The organism is Variovorax sp. RTB1 (assembly GCF_035018765.1).
Lineage (GTDB): Bacteria > Pseudomonadota > Gammaproteobacteria > Burkholderiales > Burkholderiaceae_C > Variovorax.
The window spans coordinates 161,272-181,800 of sequence record NZ_JASJXG010000005.1; the positions used below are offsets into that span (position 1 = coordinate 161,272).

Genomic DNA, 20,529 nt, shown 5'->3' on the forward strand with positions numbered 1-20,529 from the left:
CAGGTCTACAACGCAAAGCGGATTCACTCGGCGCTTGGCTATCTTCCACCCAACGAATTCGAATCCCAAGTTGCTCGGAAGGCGGCTTAGTTCGCAGGAGCGCGCTGATCCAGCCGTAGGGGTTCACTCCAGTCAACAACCAGACCCAAGATGCGTGCCGCCGCCGCGATGCTCTGACCACCCTCGACCAGTCGCACCGCCTCCTGCTTGAATTAAAACGCTCAGCAAGGGATACATTTTTCGAGGGCAAGGTCACCTGTTGCGTCTCCGGCGCTCGGTAGGCACGTGATGTTGGTTCGCCAGGAGTTACAGCTGTCAGAAAAATGTGCGAAGGCGACGGCAAGTGCATGGCATGGCATGGCACGGCACGGCACGGATCGACTTCGCGCTGCAATCTCCACGCCACCCCCACAAGATAGGAATGTTCGTGACTTTTTTCAGTTACGAACTGTAAACATTTGTTTACATTACGAGTTGACCACTAGCCGATTTACAGCGTTCGGCGGGAGGCCGCCGCCGGACACGTCAAGGTGCTCGGGAGAGAGGCTCAAGCCGACGCAGCGATGCCGCCTGATCGTTAGGCCGAAATCTTTTTTAGATTCACCCATTTTCAGCAAACCTGAGTATCGAACGAATGCAGTCGACGACCACGCGTCTCATCTCTGGCGGGCAAAAAGAAACCCAGCCTGACGATGGCTTTTCCGCAGAGGCCGAAGCGCGCGAGGCTGTGATCCGCTCGGGTATGGTGAGGCTCTTTTTGCGCGGCACCCTCTTTCGCCAGCGTGTCGGTGCCTCGCTGATGACCGTCTTCGCAGCGTTCTGCTGGCGTCACGCGGAGCCAGCATTGCTGCTCACCTGGCTGATCGCCGGACTCGCGATCCTGGGCTGGCGCAATCGGCGCGAGGCTGCCTACGCCGCCATGGTTGGCCGGGACACGTCGGCAATGCAGGCCGGCTTTATATCCGCCATGCGACCGATCTTCACTTTGCACGGGGCAATCTGGGGCGTGTCGCTGTTCTTCAGTTTCGACAACCTTCCGCTCTATGACCAGCTCGGTTGCTGGCTGGTGCTCGCTTGCGTTGCTTCTGCGCCGCTGACGACTGTCGCATTGGTTCCTGCGCTTTCCAGGGCCTACACGAACACCCTGTTCAGCATGTTGATTGCAGTGCTTCTTGGCATAACAGCGACCAAGGAATCCGGCAGCGCGGGACCGGATCTGTTGCTGCTCGGCTTGCCATTCTTCTATTGGTGGCTGCTCGGACGCTTCGGCAAAGGCATCCACCACAACCAGCGCGAGCAATTCGGGCTGCAGTACGACATCGCCTTGCGGGAACAGGAAGCACGCGAAGCCGTGCGTGTCAAAAACCGCTTCCTTGCGGCGGCGTCGCACGACATGCGCCAGCCCGTGTTGGCGTTGTCGCTCTATGCCGAGCACCTGCTCGAGCACCCCGACATGCACATCCAACTGGCGCCAAAGATCGCTGCGGCGAGCCAGGCGGTGAGGGGACTCTTTGAATCGCTGTTCGACCTGGCCAACCTCGACGGCGGCCAGGTTCAGCTGCGGATCGCGCAGGTTGACATCGCGCAGTTGCTCGCCGACGTTCACAACCAGTTCGAACCGCTCGCCGCTGCTCGCCGCATTTCGCTGCGCTGGCGTGGCGCACCATCCCTGCTGATGACCGATGCCGTGCAGATGCGGCGGATGATCGGCAACCTGGTGGGTAACGCCATCAAGTACAGCGAGCCCGACCGGAAGATCCTGCTCTGCGCGCGGCGCCATCGCGGCGGAGTTCGCGTGCAGGTGTGGGACCAGGGCTTCGGCATACCTGAACAGCATCTGGGCAATATCTTTAAGGAGTTCTATCGCGTTGACCGGCCTGACCAAGGGTCGATCGATGGAGCCGGCCTTGGCCTGTCCATCGTCACACGTCTGGCGCGAATACTCGGCACGCAGGTTCAGGTTGACTCGGTGGTCGGCCGCGGCACGCGCTTCACGCTTGACCTGGATGCGACGTCTCAGGCGGCGAATTCTCCCGCTGGCGAAACTGACGATAACCTCCGGAACGTAACAAAAGATGTGCTGGCCATCGCCCGCGTTGACAACTGCGTCACGGTCACTATGTAGTCCCACTGCACGCCTCTGAGCGATCCCGAACGGATCCAGCTGCGGTGTGCACCATCTCTCATGGCCCGCCCTTGCCTGATAAGGCCAACACCGAGCGGCGGGCCTTGAATCGCTGCTTCCATGATTTGCTGGTACTCATCAATCAAGTGCTTTTGAGCGGCAGCCCCAAAGTAAAGTGATCGAGGCTGCTCTGCATCGGCACTGCTCTGGCATTCATGGAGACCGGCACCCAAAGTTCATCTGCCGGCGCGCGAGCTGGAGGCAGGTGCCGCATGAGCGCCCTGACCGTTCACGCGGACACACACGGGCCCTCCGGCGAAGAGGTGCCCGCGTCCGGGCGCGGCCCCGCTTCGGCGAGGGTGGTGGTGACCTACGGCTTCTGGCTCTTTTTGTTGAGCAACATCATGATGTTCGGGGCCTTCTTCGCAAGCTATTCGGTGCTGCACGGCCACACGGCCGGCGGCCCTTCGGGCCATGAGCTCTTCCATCGCGCCAAGCTGCCGGTCGGAACGGCCTGCCTGCTGTTCTTGAGTAATCACCGGGCAAACCCATCTTGACGCCAAACGCTGGTGCGCGTCAGCGCGGTACTGATTCAGTTCGTGCCCGGATTCCAACGGTGCGGCAGCAGCATCCTCGATTCAGCTCATCGGCTGCGTCGGCAGTCGCGTGAAGACGTCCTTCAGATACGCGTACGGGTCGTGTCCGTTGAGCCGTGCCGACTGGATCAGACTTATGATCACTGCGGCTTGCTGACCCGCACGCAAGCTGCCGGCAAACAACCAGTTCAAGCGCCCCACGGCCACCGACCGAATCTGGTTCTCGATCCAATTGTTCTCTGCCGGCAGTCGACCATCATCGATATAGCGCGTCAGCGCAAATTCGAACGCCTCACCTTACTTTGCGCGCAAATTCTGAGACGACCCTTGAAGAACAGTCTCTGCAAGCGCTTTGCCAGAGTCATTTATAGGTCGGCTTTTGGCCGCTTCCCGTCCGTGGCCGGCACGGCGCAGGCGGCTACGCGACGAGCAAAGCCCACACCCAATACGCCCCAATACCAATCTGCGCCAGAAACGCAAGAAATCGAGCATTGACCGCGGGCACGCTCAATGACGACAGATGGACGCTCGACTGGAACACGCGAGCGATTAAAAACCAGGGCGCGAGCCCATCGGTCACGCTGGTTCGGTTGGTAGCCAAAGCGATAAGCAAGAGGCCGCCAAATACAGGGATGCCCTCGAGGCAGTTGGCGTGCGCTCTGCTGAGCCGTTGCATGAACGGTGACAGATTCGAGTTGTCGGGCTGGAACTCATTCGCCGCGACCGCCCTTTGCATGACCAGTCGGGTACGAAGAGCTTCCATGAGGACAAGCAGAATCAGCGACCAAGCGATGAAGCTGGTCAGGACGAATGCAGACATGCTCGGCATGGTTCCATCTCCTCAGAATTCAACGAAGTCCGCAGAATACCCTGCGGTGGCGACCTGACGGGCTGCGGCGCGCAAAAGTCCGCTTCTGGCCCGACTGTAGCCGGTTGGCGCCTTCGCGCGCCCTACGGTTCAGCCGTCGAGAGTTGATATCTCGCAAACGAAGTGGCTCCTATCGTGACAACGCTGTGCAAGTCGAAGCCGAAGCTTTCATAGAGGCTTCGTAGCCCGTGGCGGTCCGCGACGCAGTCCAGGCGAAGGTGAGCACGCCCAAGCTCTTGGGCTCGAGTCCGCGCATAGGACAGCAGCTCGGTCGAGACTCCCTTCTTCGCCCACGCTCGGCGAACGGCGAGCTTGTGAACGAAGGCCGAGGTGCCAATATGCCGGTAATGTGGTTGACTCATGGGCTGGCATTGGTAATCATTGCCAGCATTGGGTTTGAATCGCCCTGAATCGCCCCAGGATTGAACTGACCCCCAGAAGTTGGACGAACTTCAAGGAGTCCCATGGAGAAGTACAAAACGGAGTTCAAGCTCCAGGTCGTCAATAGCTTTCTAGAAGGTGAAGGCGGCGCAAAGCTGTTGGCGCGGCGGTGGAAAGTGCCCGAGGAAAAAATCCGTGCCTGGGTGAGCCACTACCGCCTCCACGGCATCGACGGTCTACGCCCCAAGCGCAGCGCCTACAGTTCGGAATTCAAGCTGCAGGTTCTGTTACATCAGGACCGCGAACGACTGTCCAGCCGTCGGGTCGCCGCCATCTATGACATCCGCAATCCGAACCAGGTTGTGGTCTGGCGACGCGACATTGCTGAGGGCGACGCGCAAGCTCTGGGGAACACCATGCCAAAGCCAGATACAAAGCCAGATACAAAGCCAGAACGACGTTGCTCAGAGACACCGCCCGAGGCCATCCCCGATTCGGCGGACACCCTGCGCGAAGAGAACGAGCGACTGCGCGCGGAGGTCGCGTACTTAAAAATAGTGCACGCCTTGATCCGAGCGAAGAGATCACTTGCGCCGACAAAGCGCGCTTGATACTCGGATTGAGGCATCACCACAAATTGACGGACCTGCTGCGGGCAGCAGGGCTTGCGCGCAGCACTTTCTACTACCAGTGCAAGGCGTCCAGCGTATCGAGCCAAGCGGCTTGGAGGCAAAGGTTCGCGCCGTTTACGGTGAACATAAAGGCCGCTACGGCTACCGAAGAATCACGGCAGCGCTGCGCAATTCGCTGGGGGTGTCCGTCAACCACAATTGCGTCCAGCGCCTCATGAAGGAGATGGGATTGCGCACGCTGATTCGGGCGAGGAAGCGCTCTTGGCACGCCCCTGAAATCAGCGATGTGCACGTGCCAAACGTCCTGAAGCGAGACTTCTTCGCGAAGACTCCCAATGAGAAATGGGCGACCGACATCACCGAGTTCAACGTGAACGGGCAGAAGCTCTATCTGTCGGCCTGCATAGACTTGTACAACGGCGAGATCATTGCGCACCGCATGGCCAGGCGCCCTGTCTTCGACTTGGTCTCCGGCACGTTGGATGTGGCACTTGCGCGGGCCAAACACGTCGCTGGACTGACCGTACATTCAGACCAAGGCTGGCATTACAAAATGCAGCCATACCGGGCGATGCTTGCGCATCGCGGGGTAACGCAAAGCATGAGCCGAAGAGGCAATTGCTTTGACAATGCTGTGATCGAAAGCTTCTTTGGCACCCTCAAGGCGGAGTACTTCCACCTTGAAAAACTTGGCGACGTTGATGAGCTCGAAGCGGGCGTGAATGAATACATCCACTACTACAACCACGAGCGCATCAAGCTGCGATTGAAAGGGCTTAGCCCGGTTCAATACCGGTCGAGAAACACCGCCTGATCGGCGGGATCACAATGTCCAACTTCTGGGGGTCAGTTCAATCCCGGGGCGATTCACTTGGCCCTTTTTAGAGCTTCAAGGTGTTCCATTTACGCTGCCAAAGTTGTCATGACGCACGTAGTTAGGGAAGTTCTCGTCGTTGCGCTTGATGCGCCCCTCCGAAGTGGCCGAGCTTCAACGCCTTCGGCCGGAACAGCTGACCTACATTGACCAGATATTGCAAACAAAACACAAATGGCCGGCTTAGCACCTTGGCCGTCGGCGCAATCCAAGTCTGGCTGCCGAATGCTGTCAGCTAAAGCATGCGTCGCAAGTCCAACTTTGCACTTTGATCTGGAGTCAATGTGTTTGAACCAGGGGATCGGTGCGGCGCCGCGAATCCAAGTAGCCGCCGCAGCCCTCAAAGGCCCGACCTGAATCGGCTGGCCTCCCTATCATGGTCTACGGGTATCCGGCAAAAGCCCGGCCAGCGCCCGCCGGCAGCCATTTGGACGCTGTATCGGCCGCGTTGCGCCGTTCATGGCGCGGACCTGCCCAACGTAAACTTTATTAGCGGCTGATCAGTTTGATCGCCGTGGCCCAGCCACCGGATCTTCGACGCACAAGCCGTTGCTGCGATGGTCCGAAAGTCGCCTCTGGGGAATGACCGGAAGAGCGCTTGTAGGCTCGCGTCGACTCAAGATGCGGCAAAAGTTGAATCGCTGGCGCAAGCCGGTTTCGAAGTCGAAGACTTGAAATGCTTCTGCTCATCACTGGACTATTTTACTGAGCGACCTTTTTCTCATCTTGCTGCTCAACGCAGTGGTCGGCGCTGGTGGCTGGTGGTTGGTGGCAGTCGAATTACTAGCGCCAGCGCAGGTGGGTAGATTGGTCGACGACCTGCCGGCAACGTCAGTCAATATGACGTCAAATTTGAACGGAGGTATCAAGCGCCGATAGCCAGAGGCCGAGACGCTGTAGATGCGTCAGCAACGCCTCTGTCTCGATCCCACGGTGGTGCGAGTAAAACATCACAAACAACGCCGCTAGGCCAGCAGCTTCCTGCTGAAGATGTCGCATAGACATACCGAGCCCATGTGGCGTCGACTCAGGCACCGCATCCTCATCGACGCTGGTCCGGCAGTATTGACCTCTTGTTGACTCGCATGGTCGATGACGCACTGGGCCTCACGCTTTACCGTGTTTTCGGCCGGCCAAGCCAAACTGGAAATCCTGAAAACAACGAGTCCGGGCGAACCGGTAGAACTTGCATCGATGCCAACAAAGTCACGATCCAGGCAACCTGTCGTCCCAAAATGAACGACCGCCCTGACCACGCAAGAGATTTTTCAAATGCGCGGCCGCCAAAACAATGGTTTTGTCCACTCAGTCAATGGAGGTGGGCGGCAGTCGCGCCCAAACTCAGCCATCGATGATATTTTTCACAGAGGACACACCATTGCAATATTCGCGTCCCCCGCAGCAACCCGCATCGCCCCCGATTAGCGCGATTTTCTTTAGAATTCGTTGCCGGTCACGCCCACTAACATTCAGCCAAACCCCATGCGCTTATCCATGCGGCATCCATGCCGTCGACGACGCAATGAACACCATTTTTAAAGCCGGTGACGATTCGGATTTACATCCGCAGCGCGAATTGAGTGATGAGCTAGCACTCGCGAATCGCCGGGGGCTAGCCGCGCTTCACTTCTCTTTGAGTTCCACGGCCGACCTCCTTGAAGCCAGTGAGTCCCTCCTCATCCGGCGGGACAGACCGAAGCCGGCACCATTCGCGCAAAAGCTGCTGCGCCCTGTCAGACAACGCATAGATCGCGGGCAGCGCGGCGTTCGTACTAGCGGAACTTCTGGCGGGGTTCATCCCACGCCACAACTAAGCTTGCCCTTGCGAATACGGCTCTTCGCTGCTTCCATCTTTTCTGAAGCAGGGTTCACTCTCAATGAGTAACAACGCTTGGATTGACAAAGCTTGTCTTTGCCTGGTCCGTTTGGATACTTCCACTGTGTACAGCACAGCATCCCAGTGCTGCACAGACCTGGCACATTTGTCGCAGCCTTAATGCATGCAAAGAAGCACGTGGCTCGTTGGCATCTCACTTGTCAGACTCTATCGTGGACAACATTGACGTCAGAAAAGGGTATACCCCCGTCGATTGCCAATTCAGACTCTACTGGTTTTGGTGGACGAGAGAACAGTGCGTTGTCACGATTCATCTATCCCTCTTCAATTGCATCATCACATAGGCGGATTGCTGCTGGACGGAGATGAACGCCCCTTGACTTTCCAGTGCCGACGCCCATGAAGTTTGCGAAACTAATTAAGAGATCACCGCTTTGCGCGACTGCACAAGCGGCTGCGCCGTGTAGTCTTCTGGCTATAAAAAAGATATACGATGCGTCTACAAAGCGCCGGAGACATCCAATTGACTAACAAGGCCTCAGCAGGTACCAAAGTCCGTAGGCGCATTCATATCGCTACTTTGGCCGCCTTGGTTTTCATGCTTGCCTATACCTGCAGCGTGATCTATGTTCAGTTGCAAACCATCGAGCGAGGTGCTCAAACCGAGGCTCGCAACCTGGCACGGTCTGTGGCCTATGGCACGGCGTTTACGGGCGATCCGCAAGCGTATGTTGAAGGCCTGGACGAACTCTACAGGCGCGACATCGTGATTCTCGACATCCAGAAGAAAGGTTTGGCGGACGCAGACCCCAGCGAGGTTGGCATGACTTACGACCACGATCCCGGCAACGAGGTCAGCTTGACCATCAGCGATGGAAAAGCGCGAACCTTTGTTGAGCAGAGCAAAGGGCATACGGATGGTCTGAAGCAAATGGTTGTGCCGGTCTTTGCGCAAAATGGTGCCGGAGCAGCCCCTACAGGAGCGGTAGTCCTTGAGTACACCGGCATCCGCCAGGAACTTATCGATGCGGCCATCGTACACATCTATATGTTGGGTGTGGCAGGTGCTTTCTGTGCCTTGGCAACGGGTATGTTGGGCTTCCAACTAGGTAACGCCGTAAAAGCCTCCGCTCAGAAGATCCACCATCTCGCCTTCCATGATGAACTGACCGGCCTTTCGAACCGGGCAATGTTCAGCAGCGCGCTGAACAAAGGCCTTACGGTCGCGAAGGACCAGTCAAGCGTCATCGCCGTCTTGTTTCTCGACCTCGACCGTTTTAAGAATATCAATGACACGTTGGGGCATACAGCCGGCGATCTTTTGCTAAAAGAGGTTGCGACGCGCATCACCTCCTGTCTGCACGCCGGCGACAGCGTCGCACGGCTCGGGGGTGACGAGTTCGTCGTCCTCGTCTATGGACCTTCAAACACGGACTCACTAAGGCAGTTGGCCAGAAAGGCCTTGGCAGCCGTTGCACAACCGTTCAATACCCATGGCCACGAGTTCCGGGTCACAGCCAGCATCGGTATAGCCGTGTACCCCGAAGATGGCGAAGACGAGCAGCTCCTCATGCGCAATGCCGACATTGCGATGTACCAAGCTAAGCAGGATGGCAAGAACGGGTTTGCCTTCTATTCGGCAGCGATGAACCAGCATTCAATCGAGCGCTTGGCATTCGAAGCAAGCTTCCGGCATGCGGTCGACCGGATGCAGTTCCGGATTCACTACCAACCGAAGATCGACAGTCGAACCGAGCGCATCGAAGGCGTGGAGGCGCTCCTGCGTTGGGACGATCCGGACCTTGGAAGCGTATCGCCCGTGAAGTTCATCCCTGTCGCTGAGGAAACAGGCCTGATCGTGCCTTTGGGACGCTGGGTGCTAAGGAGCGCATGTGAGCAGCAAGTAGCATGGGCAAAGCAAGGGCTGAGACCCATCAGCATGGCCGTAAACTTGTCTCCGCGCCAATTCGCTGACGAAGGTCTCCTTGACGACGTACGCTCGATCGTTGCCAAAACCGGCATAGCCCCTGGCTACCTCGAACTTGAGATCACCGAAGGCATGTTGATTCAGGAGGCAGGCCAAGCGGTGAAATTGCTAGAGGCGCTCCGTGGCTTGGGAATCAGGCTGGCAGTCGACGACTTCGGTACTGGATATTCGTCCCTCTCCAACCTAAAGCGCTTCCCGGTGGACACCATCAAGGTGGACCGCTCGTTTATCCGGGACCTTCCGGACAACTCGGAGGACCGAGCGATCACCGAAGCAATTATTGCGATGGGGCGATCGCTGTCCTTGAACGTCGTAGCAGAAGGTGTTGAGACCAGTGAGCAAGCAAACTTCCTCCGAGAGCACGGTTGTGACCAGTTCCAGGGCTTCTATTTCAGCAAGGCGGTGACTTCGGTAGAAATCATCAGGCTCCTGAAGGATCAGGAAATCAAGGAGGGAAAGTCTGGCCATCCATCTTGGGTGTAAAGGCGTCGGCTTCTTTGGCCGAGATACCACACGACATTCAGGATTAGCTCCCCTGCCTGTTGGCGCCGGCCGAAAATTGACCCACCGGGGGTGCAGCGGATTTCTTGGACTACCTTTGGAGGTAGTTCATGTATTCATACGAAGATCGCGTACGGGCCGTCGAGCTCTACGTCAAGCTGGGGAAGCGCACCGGCGCGACGATCCGCCAATTGGGCTACCCGACGAAGAACTCATTGAAAAGCTGGCATGAGGAGTACGAGGGGCGTCTCGGCCTGTCGTCTGGCTACGTGCACTCAAACCCGAGTTATTCAAAAAATCAGAAGCAGAAGGCTGTCGAGCACTACGCCGAGCACGGGTGCTGCATCGCTTCCACAATCAAGGCGTTGGGCTATCCGGGCCGAGATTCGCTGCGTGCCTGGATTGGTGAGTTCCAACCCGACTCCCGGCAGCACGTTGTCCGCAGTGTCGTCAGTTCGCCTCGGCCGCCGGAATTGAAGAAGCTGGCGGTCCTTGAACTCTGCACTCGTGAAGGAAATGCGCGGGTGGTTGCTCAGAAGCTTGGCGTGAGCAGGCCGACTTTGTACAACTGGAAGAACGCACTCGCCGGTCCGGAGGTTCCAGCATCAATGAAACGCCGCAAAGATTTGACACCAGAGCCGCAGCCCGAGCGAGCGGAGCTGGAGCGCCAAGTCGAATCGCTTCGTCGCGACATCCGACATCTGCAGCTCGAACACGACCTCTTGAAGAAGGCCAGTAAAATCATAAAAAAAGGTCTGGGCGTCAGCCTGCAGCTCCTGACCAACCGGGAGAAGACGCTGCTGGTTGCCGCCCTCAAACAGACCCATGCGCTGTCGGATCTCTTGCCGGAGTTAGGCCTTGCCCGCAGCTCGTACTTCTATCATCGCGCGCGCCTGCAGATTGCGGACAAATATGCGGGCGCACGCCAAGCGATTGCCGACATCTTCCAACTCAATCACCGGTGCTACGGTTACCGTCGGATCCAGGCGATGCTGAGCAGGCAATGCGTGCGCTTGTCAGAAAAGGTGGTGCAGCGCCTGATGAAGCAGGAGTGCCTGGTCGTTGCAAAGCCGAAGCGGCGCCGATACGGCTCCTACCTCGGAGAGATCAGCCCAGCGCCAGAGAACCTCGTCAAACGCGACTTCGCGGCTGCTGCGCCGAATGAGAAGTGGCTCACCGACGTCTCGGAGTTCCAGATCGCCGCCGGCAAGGTGTATCTGTCACCGATGATCGACTGCTTCGATGGTCAGGTCGTCAGCTGGACGATCGGCACGCGACCGGACGCTGAGCTCGTGAACACGATGCTGGACGCAGCCATCGAGGCGATTCCCGCCGACAGCGAACGCCCTGTCGTGCACTCCGATCGCGGAGCCCAACTTAGGTTCAAGTAGTTGTCGCCACACCGGTCTGTTGAGCGGTGGATATTAGTTCACTCAGCGCCTCGGCTGGCGTTCTCCAGCCCAGAGTCTTTCGAGGCCTGCCATTCAGAGTCGCGGCCACTGCGTCGAGTTCTCTTTCGTTGTACCTACTCACATCTGTACCCTTTGGAAAGTACTGGCGCAGCAATCCATTCGTGTTCTCATTGGTTCCGCGTTGCCATGGGCTTCTCGGATCGCAGAAGTAGATTTCCAGTCCCGTCTCAAATCGCAATTGGGCATGCTGAGCCATCTCTGCTCCCTGATCCCAGGTCAACGACTTGGCCAGATGATCGGGCAGTGTCGATATCTTCAGAGCAATTGCGTCACGCACCGCTTGTGCACCATGTCCGGCCAAGGCTGGTCCGTTCTTCACATTGGCTGCAGCACCGTGACCAGGCATAGGAGGAAGGTGCAACAGCATTGTGAATCGTGTCGCGCGTTCGACCAAAGTTCCGATTGCTGAGGAACTCAACCCGATGATCAGATCTCCTTCCCAATGACCAGGGATGGCCCGGTCCGCGATTTCTGCCGGACGTTCGCTGATCATCAACTCCGGCGTGATGAAGTGTCTACTGCGCTGGCGTGTTCGGGCTTGCGGAACTCGCAATTCGCGGCCCGTATGCAGGCAGGCCGTCAGCTCACGTTTGAGTGCGCCCCGACCCTGTATGTAGAGTGCTTGATAGATGGCTTCATGGGAGACCCGCATGGATGCATCATCGGGGAATTCAAGCTTCAGTCGTCGGCTGATTTGCTCCGGGTTCCAGCTGCTGCCCCAACGGCGATCTGCACGCCGGCCATGGCGACGTCCGTTCCAAGGTACTTGCGGGCCCGGCAGTCGCTTGCCACGCACATCCAACACGGTTCCGGCAAGACGCTCTTGAACATAGACTCTGAGCCTGTCGTTGAGCGCAAGCTTGGCCACCTTGAGCCGTTGCGCCGCACGTTCGGCCTTCCACTGCGCCACCGTGGCTCGGTACTGCAGCTTCCCGCCCCGGGTTGCTGCATTGCGCCGCAACTCGCGCGAGATGGTCGAAGGCGCGCGTCCGAGCTGTCGAGCAATCTCCCGGACACCGAGTTGCTGAGCATGTAGAAGCGCAATCTCTTCGCGCTCCGTGAACGATAGATATCTACCCGAAACAGGGCCCAGATTCGTAGGTGGAATTCCACCTGCTTGCCGAAACCACCGCGGGCCCAATGGCTGCGAAACCCCGGAAGCCCGTGCTGCTTCCTCGCTCTGCAAACCTGCCGAAATTCGCCCCCAGAATGCCCGCTTGATGAGCCGCTGATTGATCTCAGGGCGACCTGGCGAACGCATCGCCGGTCGCCCAGTCTGCTCTTGCATCCACCTCTTTGCTCTTCCCATACAACACCTCCATAGTTGAGATGTTGCGACCACCGATTGAATCCACCCAGTACGCCAGCCAGGCCTTCAGGGACGCACTCCAGGAGTACGGCATCACCGGCTCGATGAGTCGCAAAGGAAACTGCTGGGACAACGCATGCAGCGAGACGTTGTTCGGCTCGTTGAAGGTGGAGCGACTGCACGGCAAGCGATTCAAGACCAGACGCGAGGCGAAGGACGAAACCATCGACTGGCTGCTCTGGTACAACCGCGCTCGGCTGCATTCGACACTGGCCTACGTCAGCCCGATGCAGTTCGAGCAGGACTGGCTTGCCAATCAGCCACAGCAAGCCAATTCATGAGTTCGGCTATGGGGTACGGATTGCACGGGCAAGGTCACAACGCTAGGCGCGTGGCGGTCCCTGCACGTCGCGGCTCCATGTGTAGATCGACAGCGGCTGGCGCCTGAACTCGTCGGTGTCGTTGTTCAGGATGGACTCGAATGGCGCCACCATAAAGTTCTTGGCCGAGCAATGGACGATCGTTCTTGTTTCACCGCCGGCATCGACTGCGGTCACGATCCCGACGTGGCCGAACTTTTCGTTGCGTGGCTTAGGGTAGACGACTAGGCAGCCGGGCGCGGCCTTTGCCAGTTTCCGGAATCGGGTCGCGTGACCGTTGGCGTCGGCCCAGATGCTGTCGGTGTTGATCCAGACTGTGGGTGCCGGCTGGCGCGTGAAGTCGAGCGCCCAACAGACGAAGCCGGAACAGTCGCAGCCCGGCAGTGTCAGGCCCGGCTGATTCAGGTCGATATCGGCATGGCTGGCAATGCGCTGCCACTGGGCTCGCTCTTCAGCTGACGCGGACGCCAGCTTTGTGGCGACGTCGAAGTCCTGCGCGGGCGACTCCGCAGCCGGATCGAAGCCGCCTTTGCCGTCGCAATATACGATGCGTTCGTAGCCGGGCCTGCCGTCGCCGACCATCGACAACGCGCGGGCCAGCAGTTGCTCGACACTTTGCATGAGGTGAATTCCGGTTGAGTTTGCCGAACCATAGCTGCGCTCGCCCGTGCTGGCGATAGCGCCTTCGCGTTATGCCCGCCCCACGCGCGATTCGAGACAATATGCGCATCCGCTCGCGAAAGAATTAAGGAAGCGCATGGCCATCAGGGTGTTGATCGTCGAAGACGAACCGGAATTCACGCGGCGGTTTTCAACCGCCGTTCTGAGCGATTCCGAGCTCGGCCTGGTCGCCGCCGTGTCAAGCGGTGCCGCAGGCATCGCCATGCTCGACCTCGAGCGGCCCGACGTGCTGCTGGTCGATCTCGGGCTGCCGGACATCAGCGGCGTCGAGGTCATTCGCCATGCCGCGCTGCGGCATCCACAGTGCGACGTGCTGGTCATCACCATGTTCGGCGACGACGATCATGTAGTGGCCTCGATCGAAGCCGGCGCCAGCGGCTACCTGCTGAAAGACGCCTCGGCCGAGCGCATTGCAACAAGCATCCGCGAACTGCACGCGGGCGGCGCGCCGATCAGCCCCGGCATCGCGCGCCGCGTGCTGGCGCGCTTTCGGTTGGCGGTGAAGCCCATCGCTGTTACCGGTCCCGATGAACCGGCCACACCGACGTCGCCATTGAGCGCCCGCGAAACCGAGTTGCTGCGGCTCACCGCCAAGGGCCTGACCTTCGAGAACATCGGCGAACTGCTCGGAATCTCGCCGCACACGGTGGTGGCGCACGTGAAGAAGATCTATCGCAAGCTGGCGGTCCACTCGCGCGGGGAGGCGGTGTACGAAGCCAGCCAGATGGGTCTTTTGTGATTCTGGTCTTGCAGGTCGTGCGTTTCTTGCGGGCGTTTCGGGCGGTGACTCGAATGGTGCGCCTGCTCGCCTGCGGTTCGGTCGCGGCTTGCCTGTTGTCCGGCGTGGGCGCAGTGGCGCAGGTGCGGCAGATCGATCGCCTGCTGATGCTGGTGGCCGACGACACGACGCCGCCGTCCGCGGATCGACCCTGGGTTTCCACCGCGCTTCCGGTCAATTCCAGTTCCGATGGTCTCGATGGGCACGGTGCGGCTTGGTACCGCGTGGCGTTCGATCGGACCAGCATCGGCGCTGGCACCACATGTGCCGTGTACCTCCCTTACCTCTATGACGGCGGCCAGGTGTGGCTCAACGGCGAGTTTGTTCGAGCGATCCCCGAAAGCTCCGATGCCCTACGGGTGCGCTGGGAGCGGCCGCATCTGATCGTGCTGCCCGCCAACCTGCTCCGGCTCGCCGGCAACGTATTGGACATCCGCGTGGCAGGAGTGCCTGCGGCCACGCCGCGCCGGCTCCCGCGCATCGACCTCGGGCCGGAGGTCCAACTGATGCCGCGCTACGACGCCCGATTGTTCTTGGCCCGGACCATGCCGCAGATTACCGTGCTGGTGTGCCTGCTGGCGTCGGGCTGCGTGCTTTTCATCTGGTGGCGCAGACGCGGCGAGGTGTTGTACGGACTCTTCGGGCTGGCGGCTGCGCTCTGGGGCAGTCGCACACTCACGTTCGTGATTGAGGTCGTGCCTGCCGACCGATGGCTTCTTTGGCGCATCGCCTATCTGGCGGCGACCGGCGGCTTCATCGTGGTGATGGCCCTTTTCGCGCTGCGCTTCGCCGGCATCCGGAGGGTCTGGGCAGAGCGCGGCCTGCTGTCGTACTGGGCTGCTGGGCCGCTCTGGCTCGCGTTGCACGGGCAGGCGGGTGAAGCGGTGGTCAATCGCTACTGGACGGCAGGGCTCATTCCGGTCGGGTTATTCATCATCATCATTTCGCTGCGTTCGGTTTGGCGCCAGCGAACGATGGCCGCCGCGGTGATACCGCTCGCGCTGGTGATCGCGGTGATCGCCGGCGTGGTTGACTATCTGGTGTCGTGGGATGTCGGCATCGACACGCCGCTGTGGTCCCTCTGGGCCAGCCAGCGGATTTTCTTGCTGCATCACGCAGCCAACCTGTTGCTGCTGGCCATGGGCGGCGTGCTCACTGCACGCTTCATCCACACGTTGTCGGCGCTGGAAGACCTGAACCACACGCTCGAGTCGCGCGTGGCCGATCGCGAGCGACATTTGGCGGACAACTTCAGCCGGCTGTCGGCCCTGCAGCGGCAGCACGCCGCGTCGCAGGAACGCCAGCTCATCATGCGAGAGATCCACGACGGCTTGGGCTCGCGGCTCTTCACCTCGCTGCTGCGCGTCGAGCGCGGCGACATCGATCGATCGCAGGTCGCTGAAACACTGCGCGATTGCATTGCCGACATGCGGTTGGCGCTCGACGCGCTGGCCCCTGACAACGACGACTTCCGCACCGCCATCGGCAACTTTCTTTTTCGATGGCAGGCGCAACTCGAAGAGGCGCACATCCGCACGGCATGGACCATCGACTTGCCCGACAGCGGGATTGAGCTGTCGTCGCAGGCGTCGCTGCAATTGCTGCGCGTCGCGCAGGAGGCGCTGACCAACGTGCTCAAGCACTCGCGCGCCGGCAAGGTACGCATTGGGCTGCAGCAGACCGACGGGATGCTCGAACTGGAGGTGGTCGACGACGGCAACGGATGCGACGACGCGACGCCGATGGGCGCCGGCCGCGGCATAGGCAACATGCGCGCGCGGGCAGCCCAGCTGGGGGGCGAATTGGCGGTACATCACGGCCACGAAGGCACGCGCGTATCGCTGCGGGTGCCAATGAAAACGGTAGGCCAGCCGCAGCGAAACATCCCGTGAACGCGCGATGCCGCGACGCCCATGCGGCATAGGCGCCGTAGCGGCTAATTTCTACAGTGGCTTCACATGTCGCCGCGGCGTGCAACCCTGTTGAAAGTGCATCTCATGAAGTCGCAGATCGATCCATTTCGTCTTTTGCTGCAGAGCGTCCGGTGCGGCATGGCGGCGCGATGACATGGTGTTCGACATCTTTCACGCCAACCCGGCCTGGCTTCCGGGCGGCATCGCCTGGCTTTACGTGGGTGACCAACGCGGCGCAAGTCTTCACCTACATCCCACAAATCGTGGTGGTCTGGCGCAGCCACGATGGCGCCCAGTCGCTTTCGCTGATGACCTGGGGCTTCTGGGTGATCGCAAACCTGACGGCGACCGCCTATGGCAGCCTGGTGATCCACGACGTGTTTTTTACCTTGGTGTCGCTGGTTAACCTGGTGTGCGGCGGCACAGCATTGTCGCTCAGGTGGCGGCGCTGCCCGTCTCTGTGGCTCTGGCTGGCCTTGCGCACGAAGTGCTCGTGGTATCCCGCCAAACTGATTCGCAGCACCCGGCATTGCACCGAGATCGGCCACACGCGTCGGTGGCGTGGGTGTTGGCGTTAAATGAAGGCGTACTTCACCGCTGTGCTTTCGCGAAGTACGGCGTCGCTTTTTCCAGGATGTCGCGCTCCATCTTCACGCGCGCCAGCTCAGCTCGCAGCCGGCTGATCTCCATCTGCTCGGCGCTCATGGCCTTGCTGTCAGCCCCGCTGAGCTTACCTTCGCGCTTGGCCTTGACCCAGTTGAACAGGGTTTACTCGATCAGCCCCAAAGTGCGTGCCGCCGCCGCGATGCTCTGACCACCCTCGACCAGCCGCACCGCCTCCTGCTTGAATTCGAGCGTGTAGCGCGCTCTTGCCGTCTTCGTCATTTCCGTTCTCCTTGCTTGAATTGAAACACTCAGCAAGGGATGCGTTTTTCGGGGGCAAGGTCACTCGAACTCGACAGTCTGCAACGATAGTTTGCCGAGCCGTCGAGGCGGGACACGGCCAGTTGCGCGATTTTGCGGGTGAGTCAAAAGGCTGGCACTTTCAACGAAAAATCATCGACAACCACGTCGCTGAATTCCCGCTTTTCGATTCGGCACATCACCTTACCTTCGCTTACTAAAAAGCAATACATTTTTTGGCGAAGATAAAGTCGCCAGCGACGCGTGCCGCAGACACAAATGGCTGGCCGAACCGCCGAACTACTGGATGCGCCCGGTGGACACGACCAGGTTGGTGCGCGCGGCAAGGGTATGGAACACCGCCTTAATTCAGTTGCCCGCATCGGCCAGCGTCTGCTCGGGATAGGCGCCCAGCGTGTGCTTGACAGCCTGCACTGTCGGCGCCGGATGAGCTCTGACCGCCCCAAGTCGAAACCGCTCGGGCCTTGCTCGTGGATGGCGTAGATCCTCATCTCATTGGATTGACCTATAGAGGATTCGGCGATCGCCGCCACTTCAGGCGGCAGACTTCGCTCCAGACGCCATACTGCTTTTTCTCGCCAAGGGGGCAGATGCCAACTACTTTGGGGACTCGGGAATGACTGCGCTGTACATGACCGCAGTGAGGACATTGCTTACCCGGGGCGGCAAGTAGGATGCGAAGGTCTGCTGTGTAACACCTCTTGGCATCGCACAGTCGCGAGGGCATGACGCGGGGTTGCTGCTCTTTCTAGCAAATAGGGAGGCCAGTTCGACGAGATTGGCACGTGTACTTACTCCGAGGTTTTGTCAGGCTTCCCGTTTGCGCCAAGAGGAGAGACTCTCGCAAAACGAATTTCCTGTCCAGCATTCCACAGGCGACTTGGGGACGAGGTGGTCGCTTCTTTGGCAATTTCTACGTCATCTCTACCCGGCGACTCGTTTTTGGCGCAGATGGTTCGTCGCTACGGGATCGAAGATGTTCAGCCAAGAGCGATTGTAAGCACCAACGGGCAAGAGACGAGAACGCAGCGCGAGTTGTCAAGCATCTATCTTGTATCCCAATGCCGCAGCAATGAATTCACGCAAACCGAAAATTCCGTTCTGGACATAGACGGAAGGTGCCCACAAGGGGTTCAGACTCACATACGAACTGGAGTCTGCCAGTAACAGTCCCAGGAATGTTTCCGCCACGATACGGCCGCCCACCGGGCCGAGTTGACGTGTGGAGATCGGCTTGTCGCCGTCCAGCGTCTTGACAGTCATCGTTGTCGCCACAGTCTCGGCCAGACAGTAGGTCCACAGCGGACAGTTGTCTGCAAAAGCGCCCCCCGCGAAGGTTGCAAACGAACCCGGTGGCACCACGAAGTCTGCCGGATCACCGGTGAACTTCCCGATGGCGATCTCGCCGTCATCCAGAGGCGTCAGACCCATCGCCCGTGCCACGTCCTGTCCACTGGGGAGGCGCATGCGCCAGCCGCGCTCGAGGTTTCGGGCCGCCAGAACGCTCGGGTCGACTGCCACCGAGGCAGGAAGGACGCCCAACGGGTTCACCAATGCGGTGTCGAGTTTGTAGGCCAGCTGAAGGCGATTGCGGTTGCCGGAATTGTCGACGTCCGGGTCGTCGATCGGGCCGCCGTACGCCATCGGTTCGAGGTCGATGTATCGGCGCCAGTCGATGGCCCAGGATGGCTGGGGTGCCTGGAAGCCACGCAGGTCGCTGGCGTGCAGGCCATGCTTGAAGATCGGCAGCAGCGTATCGGCTGAGTCGCGCGTCTTGTCCGGCTGCAGTGGCACGCCATCGTTCAGTCGGTATCCCGGTCGGATCATGGAATGCCCGAAGCGATAGGCCGCGGCCGAGAACTCAAGTGGCATGTAGGCGGCGTCACGGGAATGGTAATAGCGCAGGTTCTTGCTGCTAACAGTCAGCGATCCGTCATTCGCGATCGGCAGCACCTCCTGCAGCACGGCCGGCGCAATGATCTTCGGCAAGAAGTCGTGAAGAAGTACCCACTGGTAATGAAAGCGAACGGCCTGCTGGACCTTCGGAAAACTCCAGGTCGGGTTGTCCATGGCTACCCGGTTGTGAAAACGGTGCATCAGCCCCTGGAACTGCGAGACGATCACGTTCTCGTCATTACGCGGGTCACCGATTAGCGCGCGCGCAGGCGTGCCGGTGTTGCGCTGAAGGTCATGCGCACCGCTGTTGAGCTGAGGTGCTCCGGTCAGAACAAGGCCAAGGATGAAGGTTCTTCCATCATGCCCATACATGTAAGGCTGGTCGTCCGGCCCGCGCCCGTACAGGTTGTCCAAATCGAAACGAGGTGTCCGAAAATCCAGCAATGCGTCGGGGTCGTTCTGCTTTTGCAAGCTGCTCGCCGGATCGAACGTGAGGTCGTGATCGATGAACTGGCCGAAGTAGGTGAAGGCTGCCGGAATGCCACTTTCTTCGCTGTCCGGGCCATCTTTCGGATCTGCCGCATCGACCTTTGCTGTCATGGCGGTTGCCAGTTGCTTGAGAGCGGCCAGCGAATGCGCGTCGCTGGCCCCAAAATCGGCCGCTGGCACCGCCCGGAACATCCTGCCGAACGGACCTTCAAAAAGAAGGGAACTGCGCGAAAGGTTGGCGCCGCGAACGCCGCCGTGAGGGCGGGCGACCAAGGGTGCTTTCATGGAATTTCCTTTGCAATGTCGTGGAGTGCTCGCCTTCAAATTCAGCAAAAAGGTCAGGGCGAGCAGATGACTCTTCGATCAACTTGTACGTCACGCGATATCGGCGCGTTCGCGTCGAATCAGCAGAACAGAGGTCTGCTTTGGAAGGACGAGTTAGTAACGCTTCGATCACGCTCTTGAACGGGATAGCCACCGATACAAGATTTCACTGAGAGTAGACGTTCTGCCAATTGGTGCACATCTAGCAAATGGCATAAGTCGTTAATCCATGACTAAATTTGAGCAAAGCCTTTGGAGCAGAAAGCTAGCCTTAGAAGTCAGCTTCCACTCAGGTACGGCGACCGGAGAATTAGTCTGACTTATCGAGACTTACACCGTTGCAGAAGACGCATTAAGGCGAGACTTTGGGTGGTTGATAGTTCAGGAAATCGGCTACGCGTAGTCGATTTTGGCCTCGCCTTGTTGGCGCCGGCTCATATTTGACCCAGATGCCGAGATTGGGCTGACCTATACCGTCACCTTCGGAACCCAATGCTGGCAATGATTTCCAATGCTGGCCCATGGATCAACGAAATTCCGGCATTTCGATCAATCCTCGATC

At 59.3% G+C, this 20,529-nt stretch carries 10 protein-coding genes and 5 pseudogenes; 8 read left to right on the plus strand and 7 right to left on the minus strand.

From position 1 onward, the window contains the following. Positions 1-844: 844 nt before the first annotated feature. Together QN397_RS05945 and QN397_RS05950 are read left to right on the plus strand one after the other, a co-directional pair. Complete coding sequence (locus tag QN397_RS05945; RefSeq protein WP_323500354.1) at positions 845-2,125, plus strand: HAMP domain-containing sensor histidine kinase; 1,281 nt, start codon at positions 845-847, stop codon at positions 2,123-2,125. A 272-nt stretch (positions 2,126-2,397) separates the two neighbouring features. Continuing rightward, positions 2,398-2,682, plus strand: coding sequence for a hypothetical protein (locus QN397_RS05950; RefSeq protein WP_323500355.1), 285 nt, complete (start codon positions 2,398-2,400; stop codon positions 2,680-2,682). Positions 2,683-2,717: 35 nt separating this feature from the next. On the opposite strand, the pseudogene QN397_RS05955 reads toward QN397_RS05950, so the two are convergent. The 3 genes and pseudogenes from QN397_RS05955 to QN397_RS05965 form a co-directional block, all read right to left on the minus strand. Continuing rightward, positions 2,718-3,000 (minus strand): annotated as a pseudogene (locus QN397_RS05955) (transposase domain-containing protein); the annotation flags it as partial. 139 nt (positions 3,001-3,139) lie between these two features. Then, positions 3,140-3,550 (minus strand): MAPEG family protein, encoded by a 411-nt coding sequence (locus QN397_RS05960; protein ID WP_323500356.1) that lies wholly within the window; start codon positions 3,548-3,550, stop codon positions 3,140-3,142. A 122-nt stretch (positions 3,551-3,672) separates the two neighbouring features. Then, positions 3,673-3,951 carry a GNAT family N-acetyltransferase gene (locus QN397_RS05965; RefSeq protein WP_323500357.1) on the minus strand — a complete coding sequence of 93 codons (279 nt, stop codon included), beginning with the start codon at positions 3,949-3,951 and terminating at the stop codon, positions 3,673-3,675. A gap of 102 nt (positions 3,952-4,053) precedes the next feature. Here QN397_RS05965 and QN397_RS05970 point away from each other — a divergent pair. From QN397_RS05970 to QN397_RS05980, 3 genes and pseudogenes are all read left to right on the plus strand, one after another. Then, positions 4,054-5,416, plus strand: a pseudogene (locus QN397_RS05970) (IS3 family transposase). A gap of 2,420 nt (positions 5,417-7,836) precedes the next feature. Continuing rightward, positions 7,837-9,783: a putative bifunctional diguanylate cyclase/phosphodiesterase gene (locus QN397_RS05975; RefSeq protein WP_323500358.1), complete on the plus strand. Its 1,947-nt coding sequence runs from the start codon at positions 7,837-7,839 to the stop codon at positions 9,781-9,783. Between the two features lie 128 nt (positions 9,784-9,911). Beyond that, positions 9,912-11,186, plus strand: a pseudogene (locus QN397_RS05980) (IS3 family transposase); the annotation flags it as partial. On the opposite strand, the gene QN397_RS05985 reads toward QN397_RS05980, so the two are convergent. Beyond that, positions 11,185-12,582: an IS30 family transposase gene (locus QN397_RS05985; RefSeq protein ID WP_416352310.1), complete on the minus strand. Its 1,398-nt coding sequence runs from the start codon at positions 12,580-12,582 to the stop codon at positions 11,185-11,187. The pseudogene QN397_RS05980 and the gene QN397_RS05985 overlap by 2 nt on opposite strands. Positions 12,583-12,626: 44 nt before the next feature. On the opposite strand from QN397_RS05985, the pseudogene QN397_RS05990 reads away from it, so the two are divergent. Next, positions 12,627-12,923, plus strand: a pseudogene (locus QN397_RS05990) (transposase); the annotation flags it as partial. Positions 12,924-12,965: 42 nt separating this feature from the next. Here the strand turns inward: QN397_RS05990 and QN397_RS05995 are convergent. Further along, on the minus strand, positions 12,966-13,583 hold the full coding sequence (locus tag QN397_RS05995; protein ID WP_323500360.1) for a CHAP domain-containing protein: 618 nt from the start codon (positions 13,581-13,583) through the stop codon (positions 12,966-12,968). 136 nt (positions 13,584-13,719) lie between these two features. Here QN397_RS05995 and QN397_RS06000 point away from each other — a divergent pair, with 136 nt between their 5' ends. Together QN397_RS06000 and QN397_RS06005 are read left to right on the plus strand one after the other, a co-directional pair. Next, entirely contained in the window at positions 13,720-14,382 is a 663-nt protein-coding gene (locus tag QN397_RS06000; RefSeq protein WP_323500361.1) for a response regulator transcription factor, read from the plus strand. A gap of 53 nt (positions 14,383-14,435) precedes the next feature. Further along, positions 14,436-16,313, plus strand: a complete 1,878-nt coding sequence (locus tag QN397_RS06005; protein ID WP_323500362.1) for a sensor histidine kinase — start codon at positions 14,436-14,438, stop codon at positions 16,311-16,313. A gap of 427 nt (positions 16,314-16,740) precedes the next feature. Here the strand turns inward: QN397_RS06005 and QN397_RS06015 are convergent. Both QN397_RS06015 and QN397_RS06020 read right to left on the minus strand, forming a co-directional pair. Then, positions 16,741-17,219: pseudogene (locus QN397_RS06015) on the minus strand (transposase); the annotation flags it as partial. Positions 17,220-18,296: 1,077 nt separating this feature from the next. Beyond that, a complete protein-coding gene (locus tag QN397_RS06020) occupies positions 18,297-19,928 on the minus strand; it encodes a peroxidase family protein (RefSeq protein WP_323500363.1) in 1,632 nt (543 codons plus the stop codon). Positions 19,929-20,529 lie beyond the last annotated feature (601 nt).